We start from the raw sequence: 16736 nt of genomic DNA, 5'->3' as shown, positions 1-16736 counted from the left end.
CCTCGGACCCGGCACGGTCACCGTCACCGTGCCCATCACGTGCCGGCCGATCTTGTTGGTGCCGAGGATCCGCACCGTGACGGTGTCGCCGTCGACCTTCTCGATCGAGCCCGTCATCACCATGGTGTCTCCCGGGTGGTTGGGGGCGCCGAGCCGGATGGCGACCGCACGCAGCACGGCGGCCGGCCCGAAGTGATCGGTCACATACCGTCCGACCAGTCCATTGGTCGTCAGGATGTTCATGAAGATGTCCGGGGAGCCCTTCTCCCGCGCCAGCTCCGCGTCGTGGTGCACGTCCTGGTAGTCCCGCGACGCGATCGCCCCGGCCACGATCAACGTACGGGTGATGTCGATCTCCAGCGGCGGCAGTACGTCACCGGCCCCGTACGTCGGGCCCGTGTCGCCGGAGACGGGTGCCGCGCCGGGATCTCCGTGTCCGAACCCCGGCCCGGAATCGCCGGCCCGGGTCGCCGAACCCGGGACGGTCCGCTCCGCCCTCATGTCGCCACCTCCCCCTCCGTCATCGGCACGCCCTCCACGATCAACTCACCCAGTTCCTGCAGCACTTCGCCCCCGCATCCCAGATACGCGTCCAGCTGCCGCCCCCACAGGAAGTGCCGGTGCACCGGGTGGTCGAGGTCGGCCCCCGCTCCGCCGTGCAGATGCTGGCCCGCGTGCACCACCCGCTGCCCGGCCTCGGACGCCCACCAGGCAGCGGTCAGGGCGTGCGTCCCGTACGGCAGTCCCTCGTCCCGGCGCCATGCCGCTTCGTACGCCGTCACCCGTATCGCCTCGATGTCCATGTAGGCGTCGGCAGCCCGCAGTTGGACTCCCTGCTTGGCGGCGAGCGGGCGCCCGAACTGCTCCCGCACGTTGGTGTAGGCGACGGCGCGCGCCAGCGATCCCGCGCACACCCCGGCCTGCAGTCCCGCGAAGGCGGTGCGCGCCGTGGCCAGCACGTCCTCGTACGCCCCCTGCGTGCCGAGCGGCTCGCCCGGAGTCCCCTGGAGGATCAGGCGCCCCGCCGACCAGGGCGCGGTCAGCTCGACGGGTTCGCCCGCCGGCGCCTCGGCGGTGCGCACCAGCCAGAGCCCGTGCCGGTCGTCGGCCACGAGGACGTGCGTGGCGTCCCGCAGCCAGGGCACCACCGGGACGATCCCGGTCAGCAGCGGCCGTTCCGCTGCCGCGGCACTCGATGAACGGCCGGCTCCGGTGGCGACGACCGACCCCGGTCCGTGCAGCGCTCCGGCCACCACCACCGTTCCGTCCGCGATTCCCGGCAGCAGCCGCTCGCGCTGCTCGGGGGAGCCGTGCGCCGCGATCGCGAGCTGCCCGTACACACAGCCCGCCGCGAACGGCACCTGCGCCGTGGTGCGGCCCTGTTCCTCCAGCAGCAGCACCAGGCCGAGGAGCCCGATGTCCTCGACGGCCGCCACGAGCCCGGCGGCGCACAGCTCCTTCCACAGTGCCGTGTCGCTGTCCGTCCCGGCCGTGGTGAGCCGCTCGGGAGTGGAAAGGTCGCCGAAGATCCGCGCCGCCAGGTCCCGGGCGGCCGCCTGTTCCTCTGTGGGCGTGAAGTCCATGTCAGCTCCCCCCGCCCGACGGGCCGCCGACACCGCCGGGTGCCCCAGCCGGCGTGACCGGCTCGCCGGCAGGGGCGTCGCCCGCACGCCCTGCCCCGGCCCGGAACACCGGCAGAAGCAACTCCTCGTCGTACTGCCGGAATTCGAGGAGCACCGGCATCCCGACCCGCACGCGGTCGTGCGGCACACCCACGACGTTGCTCACCATCCGCACGCCCTCGGCGAGTTCGATCAGACCGACCGCGTAGGGAGGGTCGAAGGCGGGGAACGGCGGGTGGTGCATCACGACGTACGAGTAGACGGTCCCCTCACCGCTCGCCTCGACGGTGTCCCACTCCGGGCCGCCGCACGCGTTGCACCCCGGCAGCCAGGGGAACCTCAGCGTCCCGCATCCCGTGCAGCGCTGGATCAGCAACCGGTGCCGGCCGACCCCCTCCCAGAAACCGGCGTTGTCCCGGTTGACCACGGGGCGCGGACGACTGCTCCTGGACGGGGCCGCGCCGGCGGTGCCGACCGGAATGGCCGAGCCGGTGGTACCGGCCGGCACAGGGGGCCCGGCCGGCGCAGGGGGCCCGACCGGCACAGGGGGCCCGACCGGCACAGCGGAGTTACCCCGTACAGCAAGGTCAACCGGTACAGCGGGGTCAACGGTGCTGTCCGTTGCCGCGGCGCCGCCCATGCCGGCGCACTGCCCCGATCCCGCCGAGCCCCGCGCCCCGGCAGGGACCTCTTCCCCCCTCGGATTCCGGCGCGCAGGGGCGTACTTGAGGATGCGGAACCGGTGCGTCCCGGCGAGTTCCCCTCCTGCCCGGACGTCCATACGCGTCGTGATGAAGTAGCCCGTGCCCAGCTTGGTCGTCTTGCGTTCGGAGACGGACTCGATCATCGAGTCGAAGGTGATCTCGTCTCCGAGCCGCAGCGGACGCACGTACTCCTGCTCGCAGTCGGTGGCGACCACCGAGGTGCAGCCCGCTCCGTCGAGGAGCGCGAACAGCTCGTCGTTCGTGTCGGAGCGGCCGGGGCGACCGGTGTGACCCGCGAGGCCGCCCATCGTCCACGCCTGGAGCATGGTGGGCGGAGCCACCGCGTCCGGCCCCCGGTATGCCGGATGCGTGTCCCCCATCGCCTCGCACCAGTGCCGGATCATCGGCGCGTTGACCGGGTCCCTGCCGACACCTCCGACGGTGGCCGCGCGCCCTTCGAACTCACGGAGTTTCGTCAGCAGTTCGTCGCCGCCGCCCCCATGGCCTGCTGCCCCGCCGTCCAGAGCGAAGCCTTCACCACCCGCCGCACCCCCGGCATCCACAACCTCGGCATCCGCGCCGGCACCGGCACCGGCACCGGCACGACGGTCATCCACCCCACGGCGGGCCGCCCCGAGTCCGCCCCCGTCGCGGCCTTCCGCCCTCGCGTCACCGCCTCCCGTCCTGCTCCCGCTCATCGCCGCCCCCTCTTCATCCCGAGCCGCATCGTCGCGACGATCTCCCGCTGCACCTCGCTCACCCCGCCCCCGAACGTGTTGATCTGCGCCGCCCTGTTCATCCGCTCCAGCTCGCCGGCCCCGAAAACCCCCGGTGAACCGGAGCGGACCAGTGCGTCCTCTCCCACAATGTGCTGACACATTCGGTACACCGCGACCGCGGATTCGGTTCCCATGACCTTCACGCCGCTGGCGTCTCCCGGCGCCAGCCGGCCTGCTCCCACGTCCCCCACCAAACGCCAGTTGAGCAGGCGTGATGCCGCCAGTCGGGCATGTACTTCGGCCAGCTGGAAACGGACCCACGGCTCGTCAACCCGCCGCCGCCCCGTCACCGGATCGGGCGTCCCGGCCGCCTCAAGCGCGGCCGCGTAGAAGTCCTCGGCCTGCATGCCGATCGCGGCGAGGGCGACCCGCTCATGGTTCAGCTGGTTGGTGATGAGTCCCCAGCCACCGTTCTCCTCGCCGACCAGGTTCGCGGCCGGGACGCGGATTCCGTCGTAGTAGGTCGCGGTGGTCGTCTGGCCGCCGACCGTCTCGATCGGCGTCCATGAGAAGCCGGGCGCGTCCGTGGGGACGAGGACGATCGAGATGCCCTGATGCTTGGGCGCGTCCGGGTCGGTCCGGCAGGCGAGCCAGATCCAGTCGGCGTTCTGGGCGTTGGAGGTGAAGATCTTCTGTCCGTCGATCCGCCAGTAGCCGTCCTCGGCGCCCTCCCGGTCCGAGGGCGCCCTCGGTTCCCGGACGGCGCGCGTCCGCAGGGAGGCGAGGTCGGTGCCGGCCGAAGGCTCCGAATAGCCGATGGCGAAGACGAGGTCGCCGCTCAGGATGCGGGGAAGGAAGGTCTCCTTCTGCTCCTCGCTGCCGTATTTCATGAGGGTCGGGCCGACGGTGTTCAGCGTGACCATCGAGACGGGCGCGCCCGCCCGGTATGCCTCGTCGAAGAAGACGAACTGTTCGTCCGCGCCGCGCCCCTGTCCGCCGTAGGCGACCGGCCAGCCGAGGCCGAGCAGCCCGTCGGCGCCGATGCGGCGGAGGAGTTCCCGCTGCCGTACCGGGTCGTCGGTGGGCGGTGGTCCGTCCGGCATCAGGTCCCGGAAGTAGGCGCGGAGTTCGGCACGCAGCCGCTGCTGGCGTTCGGTGGGGGCGAGGTGCACGGCGGCGGCCTCCCGGACCTCGTACGGACAGGGATTTCTGACTGTCCGTCAGATACCGAGCACTGTCAAGGTCATGGACGCCGGGCCCGAGCCGAGGAGGACGGTCGGCCGGGCGGCCCTGGACGGACGCGCACACGGGGGTGAAGGCCCCGGGAAACACGGCTGCGCGACGGCGCCGAAGCACCGTCGCGCAGCCGCTGTGAAACCCCACAGAGCACTACCCCACGCGGAGACCTCAGGGCCGATGAGAGCACATCGGCCGGCGGCTCACCAGAGGTTGACGAAGTTCACCAGCACGTTCGAATTGCCCTGGTTGATGGCCGTGAAGGCGGATCCGTTCACCTGGGCGGTGTTGTTCTGGTTCGAGGCTCCGGCCCCGACCGCCTGCTGTTGAGTGGTGGAGGAGTTGCCGTTGTTGTCGCGTCCGACGCCGCCGCTGACGGTCGCCACTCCCGCGTTCGATCCGTTGCTCGCGAAGCCACCGTTGTCCGCCGACGCGACGCCCGTGCAGAGAGCGGCGGCCAGGGGAAGGGCCGCGACGGCGGCGAGGACGCGAGCGGTACGGATGCCTGCCATGTGAATTCCTCCAGAACCGGGGTGTACGCACCGGCGATGAACCGGGCTGTACGGGAAGTACGGCTGTTCCCAAGGCAGTTGGCCGACCGCCTCGGTGAAGTGCACGACGTCGCGATTCCAGAGTTGCCCACGGGGCTCCGGCGAACCACCCCGGAAGCAATGATTCCCCCTCAAGCGTGATGACAAGTCGATAAACCCCCTTCCATCCCATAAAACCCCTGTTCAGCGGCTATTCAGCCGTTCAATCCTCGGCCCTCCCCAGGCGCCGCAACTGCTGAAGCGTTCCGCCACATTTTCGGCCAATCTCACCCATCGCTAACTTCGGGCACCTCAACGCTTGGCGAGCCCTTCCCTTTTTCGAACACTCGTACGAACATAGAGTCATGGCCACCATCGACCGGCAGGCCACCACCCTGGCCCTGGCCCACGCCCTGTCCGCCGCCGAGCGCGGACTCGCGGTGATCCCGCTGTCCCGAACAAAGCTCCCGGCCCTGCGTTCCCCCCACCGCGACGACCCCGAACCCACCCCCTGCCACGGCGAGTGCGGGCGCTTCGGACACGGCGTGTACGACGCCTCGACCGAGCCCCGGCGCATCCGCGAACTCTTCGCCGCCGCTCCCTGGGCCACCGGCTACGGCATCGCCTGCGGCCTCGACCCGCACCACCTCATCGGCATCGACCTCGACACCAAATCCGGTACGGACTCGTCCACCGCCCTGCGCGAACTGGCCCTGCGCCACCTGTTCACGATCCCGGAGACGGTCGTGGTCCTGACCCCGAGCGGCGGCCGGCACCTGTGGCTGAGCGGACCGCCCGACGTGGTCGTCCCCAACTCCGCGAGCAGGCTGGCCCCCGGCATCGACATCCGCGGCGCCGGCGGCTATCTCGTCGGCCCCGGCTCACGTACCGAACACGGCGTGTACGGCACGGCTCCCGGCACCGGACGGCTCGCGCCCGCACACTGCCCGCGCGAGCTCCTGGACCTGCTGCTGCCGGCGCCACGCAGGCACCATCCGACCCCGTCCTCCGCAGGGCAACAGGGGCAGGGGCTCGTCCAGTTCGTCCTCGCCGCGCACGAGGGCCAGCGCAACACGCGCCTCTTCTGGGCCGCCTGCCGTGCCTACGAGAACGGCATCGGCCCGGAGCTGATCACCCCCCTCGTCCGGGCGGCCGTCCGCACCGGCCTCACCGAACACGAGGCCCGCTCGACGATCGCCTCCGCGGCCCGCATGACGGCTCCTTCACCCCGGCAGCGCTGAGGGCGCGCCATCGCCGGGGGCCACGCGTGACGACCACGCACCCGGCGGCGCCGGAACCAGGGAGCACACGAACGGCCCCTGACCGAAACCCGGTCAGGGGCCGTTCACCTGCGGTGGGTGTGGGATTTGAACCCACGGTGACATCGCTGCGACGGAGGGCCGTGCAGCGCCAGCGCCACCCGTACGCGCCGCCGTGCATCCTCAGCGTGTCTGGCCGCGTCGTGTCCATCCCCAGCGGTGCGCCAACGAGGATCCGGCTGACTCCGTCCGCCCCGGTCTCGGGCTCGGTGCGGAATTCCCCGACGTTCCTTGCGGGGCAGCAGCGGCTCGATCCGCTCCCGCAGGCCATCCGCCACGATCCACGGCGAAGCAGCCCCTTGCCCGGACAACGCTGAACCCCTGGCGCGGACACGTGGATTGAGCAAGGGAACCTCTGCGATTGCTCAAATATGTTGATCCTTCCGCCAAGATCGATAGTGTTCATTTCGCTTCACCGAAAATGACGCCGTGCATTGCAGGCAATGCACATGGGGGAAATCACATGCAACTCAAGAATGCGGCTCATGCCGCGCTGCTGACCACAGCGCTGATAGCCGGAACCGCAGCACCGGCCTTCGCCGCCGACGGCGGGCCCGCCGCCAATACTGTGGCCCAGGCCGTGGCCACAGTGCAGAACGCCACCGGCACCACGGATGTTGCCTCCGGCAGCACCACGGGCAAGGTCATGTCAACGGATCGCGGGCTCGTTACCGTGACCACCCCCGCCAGCGCCGAGGGGCGGATGACCGTGGCAGCTTCTGACGGCTCCAGGGTGACGATGTCCCTGCCCGCAGAGGTCGACGCCGCAGGAGCTACCTCGGAGGCTGGCACGACCGTCTATCCCAACGCGGCCGCGCACACCGACCTCGCCACGCAGGCCACCGTCGACGGCGGCGCCCGCGCCCTGGTCACCCTCAAGAACCCCGGCGCTCCCACCACTCAGCGCTTCGACCTCGGCCTGCCCGACGGCGCCACCCTGGTCGCCGATGGAGCCGGCGGCTACGACATCGTCACTTCGGCGAACGGCGCAGGCACTGCCATCCGCGGTCGCATAGACGTCCCCTGGGCAAAGGACGCGAACGGCAACTCCGTCCCCACGAGCTACAGCCTTGACGGCAACACCCTCGTCCAGACCATCGAGACCGGCCCCGACACCGCCTACCCCGTGGTCGCCGACCCCCACTACACCTGGGGCATCATCACCGGCACCGTGTACTTCAACAAGAAGGAGACCAAGCTTCTCGCCCTCGGCGGAACTGTCGTGTCCTGGATACCGCACCCGGCCGCGGTCGTCGGGGGCCGGAGCCTCGCGGTAATCGCGGGGGCAGCTGTTGCGGCCGATAAGTGCGTCAAGATCAAGGTCAACCCCGGGCTGTCAGTCCTTTCGCCGGCGGCAGCCGTCGCCGGAAGCGGCTATTACAGCGGCAAGAGCGGCGACGGATACTGCAAGTAAACGGATACAGCACATAAACAGACCGCCAGCCGATTGACCCCGAAAAGGGCGCACGGCTGACCGTGGTGGCCGGATAGACATATCTCGGCCTCCAATTTTGAAAGGTTGCGGAATGGATGCTCTGACCGTTCTGGCGTCGGCCGCTTTCGGCTCCACCGTGTATCTCACGACTTTCTCTGCTGTGAGATGGCTGAACCGGCTCGACCCGCGCACCAAGGTCGTGGGCCTGGTGGTGACCGGCTTGGCTCTGTGCGCAGTTCTCGGAGTAGTCGCGTACGCGAGCCGGAGCGTCGCGGTCGGATTCATCGTGGGTGCGGGCATCACACCGCCCGTACACCGGTGGATCCTGAATCGAGGCAGGCACGTCGCCCGCCCCTGACCTTTCGGCGAACTCGAACCCTGCGGATCCCGATACCTGTTCTGTCCAAAGGGGTTGGGTGCGATGAGAGTGATCACCGTCTGGGGATCTTGAACGAGTGAGGGCCTTTGGATTAGGTGTGGATTGCAACATCCACACCAGCCCGAAAGGCCCTCGCTGCGGCTATCACAATGAGTTGATCTGGCCGACATGTCAGGCTCTACTAAGCCGACATTTCACTTCGAGCACGGTCCGCTCGTCGATACGACGACCGCAGAGCGCACAATCGCGTCCGGGGTAGCTCGCAGACAGCGTCATGGCATGATGCCGGCTGATTCAATTAGCGCGCCCGCGCTGAAGGTTGGGATGCGAAATCGGCCTTGTGGGCCGATGGCCTGTTCGTCCCTGCTCCGCTCGACGTCGCCTCGCCGAACGACACTCGCCGGGGGCAGCGACCCATGGCAACAGCCAACGCTGAGTGCTGGAGCATGCCGACCCCCCTGCCCACGTATGGCCTGCCGAGATCCGACCCACGTATGGCCCACACGCACCGGTCAGAGGCCGTACATCCCGACCCAGGGTGAGACAGAGGAACGCGGAAGGGGTGCCGCTCCGGAGAGTGGCACCCCTTCTGGCCTGCAACCTTCTGACCTGCTGCGGTGGGTGTGGGATTTGAACCCACGGTGACATCGCTGCCACGACGGTTTTCAAGACCGTTCCCTTAGGCCGCTCGGGCAACCCACCCCGCACCGCCGTTGATCGGCGGCGCGGGGACAAGAGTAACGGGTCCGGTGGCCGACCCGCGGGTCAGCTGTCGCCCTCTCGCGAGGCGAGGGTGACGTCCGTGGTGCGGGTCTTGCCGTCGCGCGTGTAGGTGAGCTTCACCGTGTCGCCCGGCTTGTGCGTCCAGATCTCGCCGATGAGGGTCGGACCGCTGTCGATCACCATGTCGTCCAGCTTGGTGATGACGTCGCCGGGCTTGAGACCCGCCTTGGCCGCGGGACCGCCGGACTCGACGGCCGCCGCGCCGCTCGCGCCCTGCTCGGTGATCTTCGCGCCGCTCGTGCCCTCCTCCAGGGAGACCGAGGCGCCGATCTTCGCGTACACCGGCTTGCCGTTCTTGATCAGCTGCTGGGCGACGTTCTTCGCCTGGTTGATCGGGATCGCGAAGCCCAGACCGATGGAACCGGACTGACCGGAACCGCCGAGACCGCCGCTGCTCGACGACTGGATCGCCGAGTTGATGCCGATGACCGCGCCCGAGGCGTCGAGCAGCGGACCACCGGAGTTGCCGGGGTTGATCGAGGCGTCGGTCTGCAGGGCGCTCATGTAGGAGGCCTTGCTGCTGGCGCTGCCGTCGCTGGAGGCGACGGGACGGTTCTTGGCGCTGATGATGCCGGTGGTCACCGTGTTGGACAGGCCGAACGGCGCGCCGATCGCGATCGTGGAGTCGCCGACGGCCACCTGGTCGGAGTTGCCGAGGGTGAGCGGCTTCAGGTCTCCCGAGGGCGCGTTCTTCAGCTTGATGACCGCGACGTCGTAGCCCTGCGCGTGACCGACCACCTCGGCGTCGTACTTCTTGCCGTTCGGGAAGGTCGCGCTCAGCTTGCCGCCGTCGACCGCCTCCGCCACCACGTGGTTGTTGGTGAGGATGTGGCCCTGGGTGTCGAAGACGAAGCCCGTGCCGGTGCCACCCTCGCCGCTGGTGCTCTGCGCCTCGATGGTGACGGTGCTCGGCAGCGCCGTGGCGGCCACGTTCGCGACCGTGCCGGAAGCGCGCTTGACCTGGCCGCTGGTGCTCGGGGCGGAGACCGTCGTCGAGCCGGTGGAGTCGTCGTTGTTCTTGGCGAGGCCGTAGCCGATGCCACCGCCGACTCCGCCGGCGACCAGCGCGGCCACGAGGATCGCGGCGACCAGTCCGCCACGGCCGTTCTTCGGCTTCGGAGCGGGCTGTTGGTACGAGGAGCCCCATCCGCCGGTTCCCGAACCGCCGCCGTCGGCGTACGACGGGGTGGCGGGCGGCGGAGGCGGCCAGCCTCCTTCGGGGGCGGAGCCCTGGGCTCCGGTGCTCTGTGCGTAGGGGTCGGCGCCCTGTCCGTACGGGCCGGCTCCGTGCCCGGCGCCGGCCGAGGCGTACGCCGGAGCGCCCGCGGGCGCCGACGCATGCTCCGATGCGCCGGGGGCGCCCTGCGGGACGGCGGGGATCGGAGCGGTCGGTGCGCTCCCGTCGTGCGGGGCCTGCGCGGAAACAGCGGGAGTGTCCACCGGCACAGGAGGTGCGGACGGGGCCGGGGGTACCTCGGTGCCCTCGTTCTCGGTGCTCACAGCTCTTCTCCTCGATCCACGGCTGTTATTCTCGGTCGCACTCGGTCACACCCACTCACGCTTGCTGATGGCCCGGCGCGATTCAGCTGTGCATGTGCTTTTGTACGCCGTCAGCTTTTCCCACCGGGCGTCAGAGCACCATAAGCGGTGCCTGTGCGTCCGAGGCGACTCTTTATAACGGACCTTTGTCACTAAAAGGAAGAAGTGCTATGTCTCCCACCTCACGCCTACCCCGCGACGGTGGCACCATGACGCGGTGACCCTCGCACGACAGCACCCGATCCAGGTGGTCGCCCACCGCGGAGCCTCCGAAGAGGCACCGGAACACACACTGGCCGCGTACAGGAAGGCGATCGAGGACGGTGCGGACGCCCTCGAGTGCGATGTGCGCCTGACCGCCGACGGCCACCTCGTCTGTGTGCACGACCGCCGCGTCAACCGTACGTCCAACGGCCGCGGCGCCGTCTCCGCCCTGGAGCTCGCCGATCTCGCCACTCTGGACTTCGGCTCCTGGAAGAACCGCGACGAGTCCCCCGACTGGGAGCACGCCCCCGGAGACCCCGAGGACACCTCCGTCCTCACCCTGGAGAGACTCCTCGAACTCGTCGCCGATGCCGGCCGCCGCGTCGAGCTGGCCATCGAGACGAAGCACCCGACCCGCTGGGCGGGCCAGGTCGAGGAACGGCTGCTGGTCCTTCTGAAGCGCTTCGGCCTGGACGCTCCGCGGTCCGCCACCGACTCCCCGGTCCGTGTGATGAGCTTCTCGGCGCGCTCCCTGCACCGCGTCCGGGCCGCGTCCCCGACCCTGCCCGCGGTGTATTTGCTCCAGTTCGTCTCCCCCAGGCTGCGGGACGGACGACTGCCCGCGGGTGTCCGGATCGCGGGCCCCTCGATGCGGATCGTACGCAGCCACCCCGGGTACATCGAACGCCTCAAGCGGGCCGGACACCAGGTGCACGTCTGGACCGTGAACGAGCCCGAGGACGTCGACCTCTGCGTCGAGCTGGGCATCGACGCCATCATCACCAACCGCCCGCGCGCTGTACTGCGTCAACTGGGCCGCTGACGCGGGCCCTCCCCGACCTCGCGCACCCCACGTAAAGCACCACGATCGCCCCTCAAAAACCATCGAAATCCGGACGCTCGTCACAGGGAGTGCACCGGCGCGTTCGTTCCGTATTCGATCGTTACAAGTGCGTCAGCAGACGTCGATTGGCCGGTTTCCGGTCCAGTCCAAAGGGGCATCCACTCCGTGGCGTGGGGCAAAGGAGGTCTCGGGGGTGACGTTTGTGGTGGCACAGGAGGTGCCCACGTCGTCGAGCATGGCCGTACCCCATGGCCCTGCGGGCGTGGGGGAAGCAAGGCATCGGATGCGGGATCACCTGCGCTCCGGTGGCGTGGCGGAGACGGTCATCGACGACGCGGTACTGATCCTTTCCGAACTGCTCAGCAATTCCTGCCGACATGGCAGGCCCCTGGGCGACGCGCTCTCCGGCGACGGCGACGTGCGGGCGACGTGGCGCGTCGAACCGGCGGGACGGCTGACGGTCGAAGTGACGGACGGCGGTGGTCCGACCCGCCCTGTCCCATCGACGCCCTCGGTCACCGCTCGTGGCGGCCGCGGGCTGAACATCATCACCGCGCTGGCCAAGGACTGGGGTGTCCGGGACGACATCCACGGCGAGATCACGGTGTGGGTGGTCATCCAGGACGACGTGGAAACGGCCCGCAGACACGACGATTTCGCTACGCGCGTCGCGTCACCGACCGTGTCCGGGATATCCGGTCTGGACTTCGCGGACGCCTTCGACGACCACGGCTGAGACACCCGCCACCCGAACCGCGGGTTCCGGTGCGACGCGGTGCGTTGTCCACAGGGTCCCGTCGGCCTCCGTGCGAACGGCTAGGCTCGCGCCCGTACGAGACGAGCCGTGATCGGGAGACACCCACGATGGCCAAGAAGCGACCTCAGACGAGGGCCAAGCAGCCGCAGCTCCAGGACGGAGAGATCCCGGTTGTCGGCGCTCGCGAGCCCTGCCCCTGCGGCAGCGGCCGCCGCTACAAGGCCTGCCACGGCCGAGCCGCAGCGCACGCCGTGACCGAGCTGGTGCACCGCCCCTTCGAGGGCCTGCCGGGCGAGGGGGACTGGGTCGCGCTGCGCGAGCTGGTGCCCGCCGCGACGGTCGAACTGAATCTCAAGGAGAGCCTGCCGGAGGGAGTCCCCTCCGTCACGCTCGCCACCGTCCTGCCGATGGCCTGGCCCGCGCTGCGCCGCGACGACGGCTCGGTGCTGCTCGGCCTGCAGAACGACACGGCCTCCGGCGACATCAGCCGCGACCTGGCCGACACCCTCCGGCGGGCGCTCGCCGCAGAGCCCGGCACCCCGGTCGAGGGCCGCCGCGCCCCGGCCGACGGTCCGCGCCTGCAGGACCTGCTCGACCCGGAAGGCGCCTTCGAGCCAGTTGTGCACAGCGGCTTCGAGTTCTGGGTCCCGGACGCGGAGAACTCGACGGCGGAGGTGACCGCGTCTCTGGAGCGGGCCAACGCCGCGGCCATTCCGACCGTGAAGCTCTCCGGGGTCGACGCCGCCTACTGGTGCGAGACGCCCGACAAGAACCACCTGCGCTGGGTCATGCCCCACGAGGAGGAGCAGCTTCTGGACGCCCTCGCGCGGCTCCACGCGGCAGGACGTTCGGGCCTCGGCGAGGGCACCCGGCTGGTCGGTTCCTTCCGCGCGCACGGGCTCACCGTGCCGGTCTGGGACCTGCCGACGGGGGTCACGGCGGACGACGTCGAGAAGCCGGCGGCGGAGTTCGCCGAGCGCCTCGCCACCGCCCTGGCCACGGACGAACCGCTGACGGCGGACGAGCGTCGCGCCCGGGGCGGCCTCACCAACCGACAGGTGACGCTCAGCTGACACACAGACTCGGAGACTGACCGACCGGTCAGCTGGTCGCGACCTCGGAAGCGGGTGACTCCTGTCACAACTCCCCGTTGTGACAGGTAAATCCGTGTCCGAATAGCCGAGATCGAATTTGCGAACCGCCGATCTCTTGTTACCGTTCGAGTAGCCCGGTTGCTGGTGCATCCCCCGTCGCCAGCAACCGGGTCTTTTCATGCCCGCGTTCAGAGGCACACTCAACAGCCTTGCTACGAGGCCGAGTTGCTCCCCGAGCGCAGCAACAGCGGTCCTTCGGGCCCGGATCCCTTCGCGAACTCGGCGATCGCCGTGTAAGCCGTCGCGCCCCCCGCGGTGCGCTCCCTGGGCGTCTCGCACGCCCCCGGATCGTCCTCGGCGTCCACGGTGCAGTTGATCTGGACCGTGCGCCCTCCGGGGCCCATCAGACTCAGCAGTGAACTCAGTTCTTCGCCGGTCGCGTTGCGGTAGTAGGTGCGCGCCCAGGTCTCCTCGCCCTGTGTCAGCACACAGGTCTGCGCCTCGACGCCGTCGGGCGAGGAGAGTTCGGGACCGCACCGGGCGGCGGTGGCCAGCCCGAGGCCGAGCAGCAGGGGGGACCGGGAGGGTTCGGGAGAGCGCGGCCGGTCGTCGGTGCGAGCCGTCCCGCGCACGGCGGCCGGATCGTTGTCGCCGACGGAGCCGGCGGACGCCACGGCCAGTGGAAGAGCGAGGACGAACGCCACGACGCCGACCAGCGCCATGAGACGAACCCTTCGGGGGTCGGCCCCGCCGCGCGGCGGCGTCGAGGCCCCGTGCCCCCCTGAATTGCGCTGCATAGGTCGGACGATAACGAGCGCGGGCGGGCGCGCGGCTCACCGCGCGCCGGACGCCCTTACAACTCGGGTGCGCTCACACCCGTACGAGTGAGTGCGTCGACGACGGCGTCCACCACGGCCTCCACACCTGGTACCCAGGGTGCGGCCGAGCCGGGCAGCGGAGCGCGCTCCCAGCGGATCTGCCCCTGGCCCGTCTCGGACGGCGGCAGCGCGATGTAGCCGCCTTCGCCGTGGAAGCGCAGGGAACCGGGGACGAAGTCCTTGGCGTAGAGCAGCTCGCCGAGCTGTTCCATCGAGTACGGGGCGACGAGGATCGCCCAGCGGGTGGGGGCCGCGACGACCGGGCCGAGGCGCATGCCCGCGCGGTCGAGGCCGTCGAGAGCGCGGGCCGCGGCGGGAGCCGGCAGGCTCACCGCGCACGGGGCGCTTCCCCCCGTGGCCATCACGATGGGGGCCGAGGGCCGGTTGCCCCACCACCAGCGCACCATGCGCTCGTCCGTGGTGGCCGCCAAGAGGCCGGGGTCGAAGGGATGGGCACCGGGCACCGTGCACTCCGGGTCGGGGCATCCGCAGCGGGCACGACCCTGGGGGTCGGCCGCCACACCCGGGAGGACGGGCCACTGCCAAGTGGTCGCGAAGGTCAGGGCCGCGCTGAGCATCTCAGGCCTCCCGCGGTTTCGCCTGGACAGGAGCCTGCGTCGCCTTCCGAGGATCTCGCGCATGAGCGCTCGTTCCTTTCCGTTGCACGCCTGGCAACACCGAGGATCACATCACACCATGTGTCGATCTCTTCACTGTGCGTACCTGCTGGCGCATCACACCCCTGCTGGAGACAAGGGGAACCCCTCTGGGCCGAGCATGTGGCTGCGTCCGCGCCCACACTGCGTACATCCAAAGCATGGGCATGGCGTGGGGTGGCGGCGCCTGGCGTTTTACGTCCCGCGGTATTTCTTGCCGCCTCCGCCACGGGAGGATGGGGCACGGTCGTCAGTGGTTAAGACGCCCGGGTCCGTCGCCAGGTTCCGGGCGGATCTCAACCGCCCCTGGCCTTCACCGAGTACGTACCCATCACGACCGCTGTGACGCTCCGTCGAACGAGGCCAGTCGACCTCAATAAGCCGTTACCCGAGTCAGTTTTAGGCCAACTTAGTTTTCCCGCAAGGGTTACCGCCGGTCTCATGGACACCAGGAATCCCAGCAGGACAATGCTGGACATCCCCTCACGAGTGCGTGTACATGTGGAGGCACTGCTAGCGGCGCAGAACTACATGGGGGTTTGCGATGCTAACGAGCAATACGCACCGGTCGGAAAGCCGGACGTCATGAACGCCCCTCACCTTCCGAAAGTGGCTGGAATCGATTCAACGGTTCCCTCGCCCGCACACACTGTCGCGCCCGCGCCCGCTCCCCCGGGCGCCGCCTCGGTCGCGCCGCCCACCGGCCCCGGAGCGGTTCTCCAAGATCGACTCGCGGGCTGGGTCTCGGATCTCACCACCCTCCACGAACTCACCGAGCGGCTGGCGCGCACATCGACCCTGGACGAGGCGCTCCAGGAACTGCTGCGCGCCGGAGCCGCCCTCGTGGGCGCCCGGCGGGGTCTCGTCGTCATGGAGCCGGGCGACGGACTCGGCCCCGACACCACGATCGGCCTCGGCCTCGCCCGCGCGGACCTCGGCCACATCGAGACCGTCCCGCGCAGCTCCATGTCGTACGGGAAGATCCTGGACGGCCTGCCGGGCGGCGAGGGCGAGATCGCCCAGCCGGACCTCCTGTCGGAGGACGGGCTCGACCCCCGCCACCGCGAGGTGGCCGCCCGCCTCGGCTACGCCGCGAGCTACACGCTGCCCCTGTCCACCGAGGCCGCGGGCCGCCTGGGCGCCGCCGTCTGGCTCTACGACGAGCCCGCCGAACCGGTCGAGCGGCAGCGCCACCTCATCGGTCTGTACACCCGGTACGCCACCGAGCACCTGGCGCGGCTCCTGGAGCTGGAGCGCACGCGCGCGTGCATCACGACGATCTCCGCGGAGCTGCTTCCCCCACGGCTGCCGCGGGTCTCCGGCGTCCAGCTCGCCGCCCGGCACCGCACCGGACCGCGGGGCGGCGGCGACTGGTACGACGCGCTGCCGCTGCCCGACGCCGCGCTCGGTCTCGCCGTCGGCTCGGTCACCGGCTCGGGACCCAGCGCGGTCGCCGCCATGGGCCGGCTGCGCGCCTCCCTGCGGGCGTACGCGGTGATGGAGGGCGAGGATCCCGTCGCGGTGCTCTCCGACCTCGAACTGCTGCTCCGGCTCACCGAACCGGCCCGCTCGGCGACCGCCCTGTTCGCCTACTGCGAGCCCGCCCTGCGCAAACTCACGCTCGCCGGGGCCGGCCACAGCCCGCCCCTGGTCATCGGCCCCCGCCGCACCGAGTTCGTCGAGACCTCCCTGTCGGCGCCGCTCGGGATGCTCGCCTGCTGGGAGGCCCCGAGCGTCGAGATGACCGCCGAGCGCGGCGAGACCGTGCTCATCTACACCGACGGGCTGCTGCACCGCACGGGCGACCCGATGGACCGCGCCTTCGCGCGGCTGCACGCGGCGGCGGCCGGCGTCCCGAAGGCCGTGCGGGACGACCCCGGGGCGATCGCCGACCACGTCCTGCGCACGGTCCTGCCGGACGGTCTCGACGAGGCGGACAGCGACGAGGACGTCGTCATCCTGGCGGCCCGTTTCGAGTGAGCGCCCGGACACCTCGTGTAACAGGCCTTCCGGCCCTGGGCCCCCTTCAGCACGACC

The 16736-nt window shown here is 70.1% G+C and carries 14 protein-coding genes, 1 tRNA gene and 1 pseudogene; 7 read left to right on the top strand and 9 right to left on the bottom strand.

The window, feature by feature from the left end; genetic code table 11:
- Positions 1-9: 9 nt before the first annotated feature.
- From ABZT74_RS01890 to ABZT74_RS01870, 5 genes and pseudogenes are all read right to left on the bottom strand, one after another.
- Positions 10-369: pseudogene (locus ABZT74_RS01890) on the bottom strand (MaoC/PaaZ C-terminal domain-containing protein); the annotation flags it as partial.
- 128 nt (positions 370-497) lie between these two features.
- A complete protein-coding gene (locus ABZT74_RS01885; RefSeq protein ID WP_356432936.1) occupies positions 498-1583 on the bottom strand; it encodes an acyl-CoA dehydrogenase family protein in 1086 nt (361 codons plus the stop codon).
- A 1-nt stretch (position 1584) separates the two neighbouring features.
- Complete coding sequence (locus ABZT74_RS01880; protein ID WP_356433032.1) at positions 1585-2808, bottom strand: bifunctional MaoC family dehydratase N-terminal/OB-fold nucleic acid binding domain-containing protein; 1224 nt, start codon at positions 2806-2808, stop codon at positions 1585-1587.
- Positions 2809-3020: 212 nt separating this feature from the next.
- Complete coding sequence (locus tag ABZT74_RS01875) at positions 3021-4217, bottom strand: acyl-CoA dehydrogenase family protein (RefSeq protein WP_356432934.1); 1197 nt, start codon at positions 4215-4217, stop codon at positions 3021-3023.
- Between the two features lie 267 nt (positions 4218-4484).
- The gene (locus ABZT74_RS01870) at positions 4485-4793 is read right to left on the bottom strand and encodes a hypothetical protein (protein WP_356432931.1); all 309 of its coding nucleotides are present in this window, start codon (positions 4791-4793) and stop codon (positions 4485-4487) included.
- A gap of 383 nt (positions 4794-5176) precedes the next feature.
- On the opposite strand from ABZT74_RS01870, the gene ABZT74_RS01865 reads away from it, so the two are divergent.
- The 3 genes from ABZT74_RS01865 (at position 5177) to ABZT74_RS01855 (ending at position 7923) form a co-directional block, all read left to right on the top strand.
- Positions 5177-6052: a bifunctional DNA primase/polymerase gene (locus ABZT74_RS01865; protein WP_356169345.1), complete on the top strand. Its 876-nt coding sequence runs from the start codon at positions 5177-5179 to the stop codon at positions 6050-6052.
- Between the two features lie 541 nt (positions 6053-6593).
- Positions 6594-7544, top strand: coding sequence for a hypothetical protein (locus tag ABZT74_RS01860; RefSeq protein ID WP_356432929.1), 951 nt, complete (start codon positions 6594-6596; stop codon positions 7542-7544).
- Positions 7545-7725: 181 nt separating this feature from the next.
- On the top strand, positions 7726-7923 hold the full coding sequence (locus ABZT74_RS01855; RefSeq protein WP_356432928.1) for a hypothetical protein: 198 nt from the start codon (positions 7726-7728) through the stop codon (positions 7921-7923).
- A 636-nt stretch (positions 7924-8559) separates the two neighbouring features.
- Here the strand turns inward: ABZT74_RS01855 and ABZT74_RS01850 are convergent.
- Both ABZT74_RS01850 and ABZT74_RS01845 read right to left on the bottom strand, forming a co-directional pair.
- A tRNA-Ser gene (locus ABZT74_RS01850) sits at positions 8560-8646 on the bottom strand.
- A gap of 63 nt (positions 8647-8709) precedes the next feature.
- Complete coding sequence (locus ABZT74_RS01845; RefSeq protein ID WP_356169299.1) at positions 8710-10227, bottom strand: trypsin-like peptidase domain-containing protein; 1518 nt, start codon at positions 10225-10227, stop codon at positions 8710-8712.
- Positions 10228-10483: 256 nt separating this feature from the next.
- On the opposite strand from ABZT74_RS01845, the gene ABZT74_RS01840 reads away from it, so the two are divergent.
- From ABZT74_RS01840 to ABZT74_RS01830, 3 genes are all read left to right on the top strand, one after another.
- The gene (locus tag ABZT74_RS01840) at positions 10484-11293 is read left to right on the top strand and encodes a glycerophosphodiester phosphodiesterase (RefSeq protein ID WP_356432925.1); all 810 of its coding nucleotides are present in this window, start codon (positions 10484-10486) and stop codon (positions 11291-11293) included.
- Positions 11294-11420: 127 nt separating this feature from the next.
- Positions 11421-12050 carry an ATP-binding protein gene (locus tag ABZT74_RS01835; RefSeq protein ID WP_356432923.1) on the top strand — a complete coding sequence of 210 codons (630 nt, stop codon included), beginning with the start codon at positions 11421-11423 and terminating at the stop codon, positions 12048-12050.
- 128 nt (positions 12051-12178) lie between these two features.
- A complete protein-coding gene (locus ABZT74_RS01830) occupies positions 12179-13144 on the top strand; it encodes a DUF5926 family protein (protein ID WP_356432921.1) in 966 nt (321 codons plus the stop codon).
- 233 nt (positions 13145-13377) lie between these two features.
- Here ABZT74_RS01830 and ABZT74_RS01825 read toward each other — a convergent pair whose 3' ends face one another.
- Positions 13378-13887, bottom strand: a complete 510-nt coding sequence (locus ABZT74_RS01825) for a hypothetical protein (protein WP_356432919.1) — start codon at positions 13885-13887, stop codon at positions 13378-13380.
- Between the two features lie 131 nt (positions 13888-14018).
- Positions 14019-14684 (bottom strand): bifunctional DNA primase/polymerase, encoded by a 666-nt coding sequence (locus tag ABZT74_RS01820; RefSeq protein WP_355871931.1) that lies wholly within the window; start codon positions 14682-14684, stop codon positions 14019-14021.
- Positions 14685-15167: 483 nt separating this feature from the next.
- Here ABZT74_RS01820 and ABZT74_RS01815 point away from each other — a divergent pair, with 483 nt between their 5' ends.
- Complete coding sequence (locus tag ABZT74_RS01815) at positions 15168-16679, top strand: PP2C family protein-serine/threonine phosphatase (protein WP_356169479.1); 1512 nt, start codon at positions 15168-15170, stop codon at positions 16677-16679.
- Positions 16680-16736 lie beyond the last annotated feature (57 nt).

Source organism: Streptomyces sp. NPDC005302 (genome assembly GCF_040607345.1).
Classification (GTDB): Bacteria; Actinomycetota; Actinomycetes; order Streptomycetales; family Streptomycetaceae; genus Streptomyces.
This window is presented reverse-complemented; position numbering and strand designations above follow the sequence as displayed.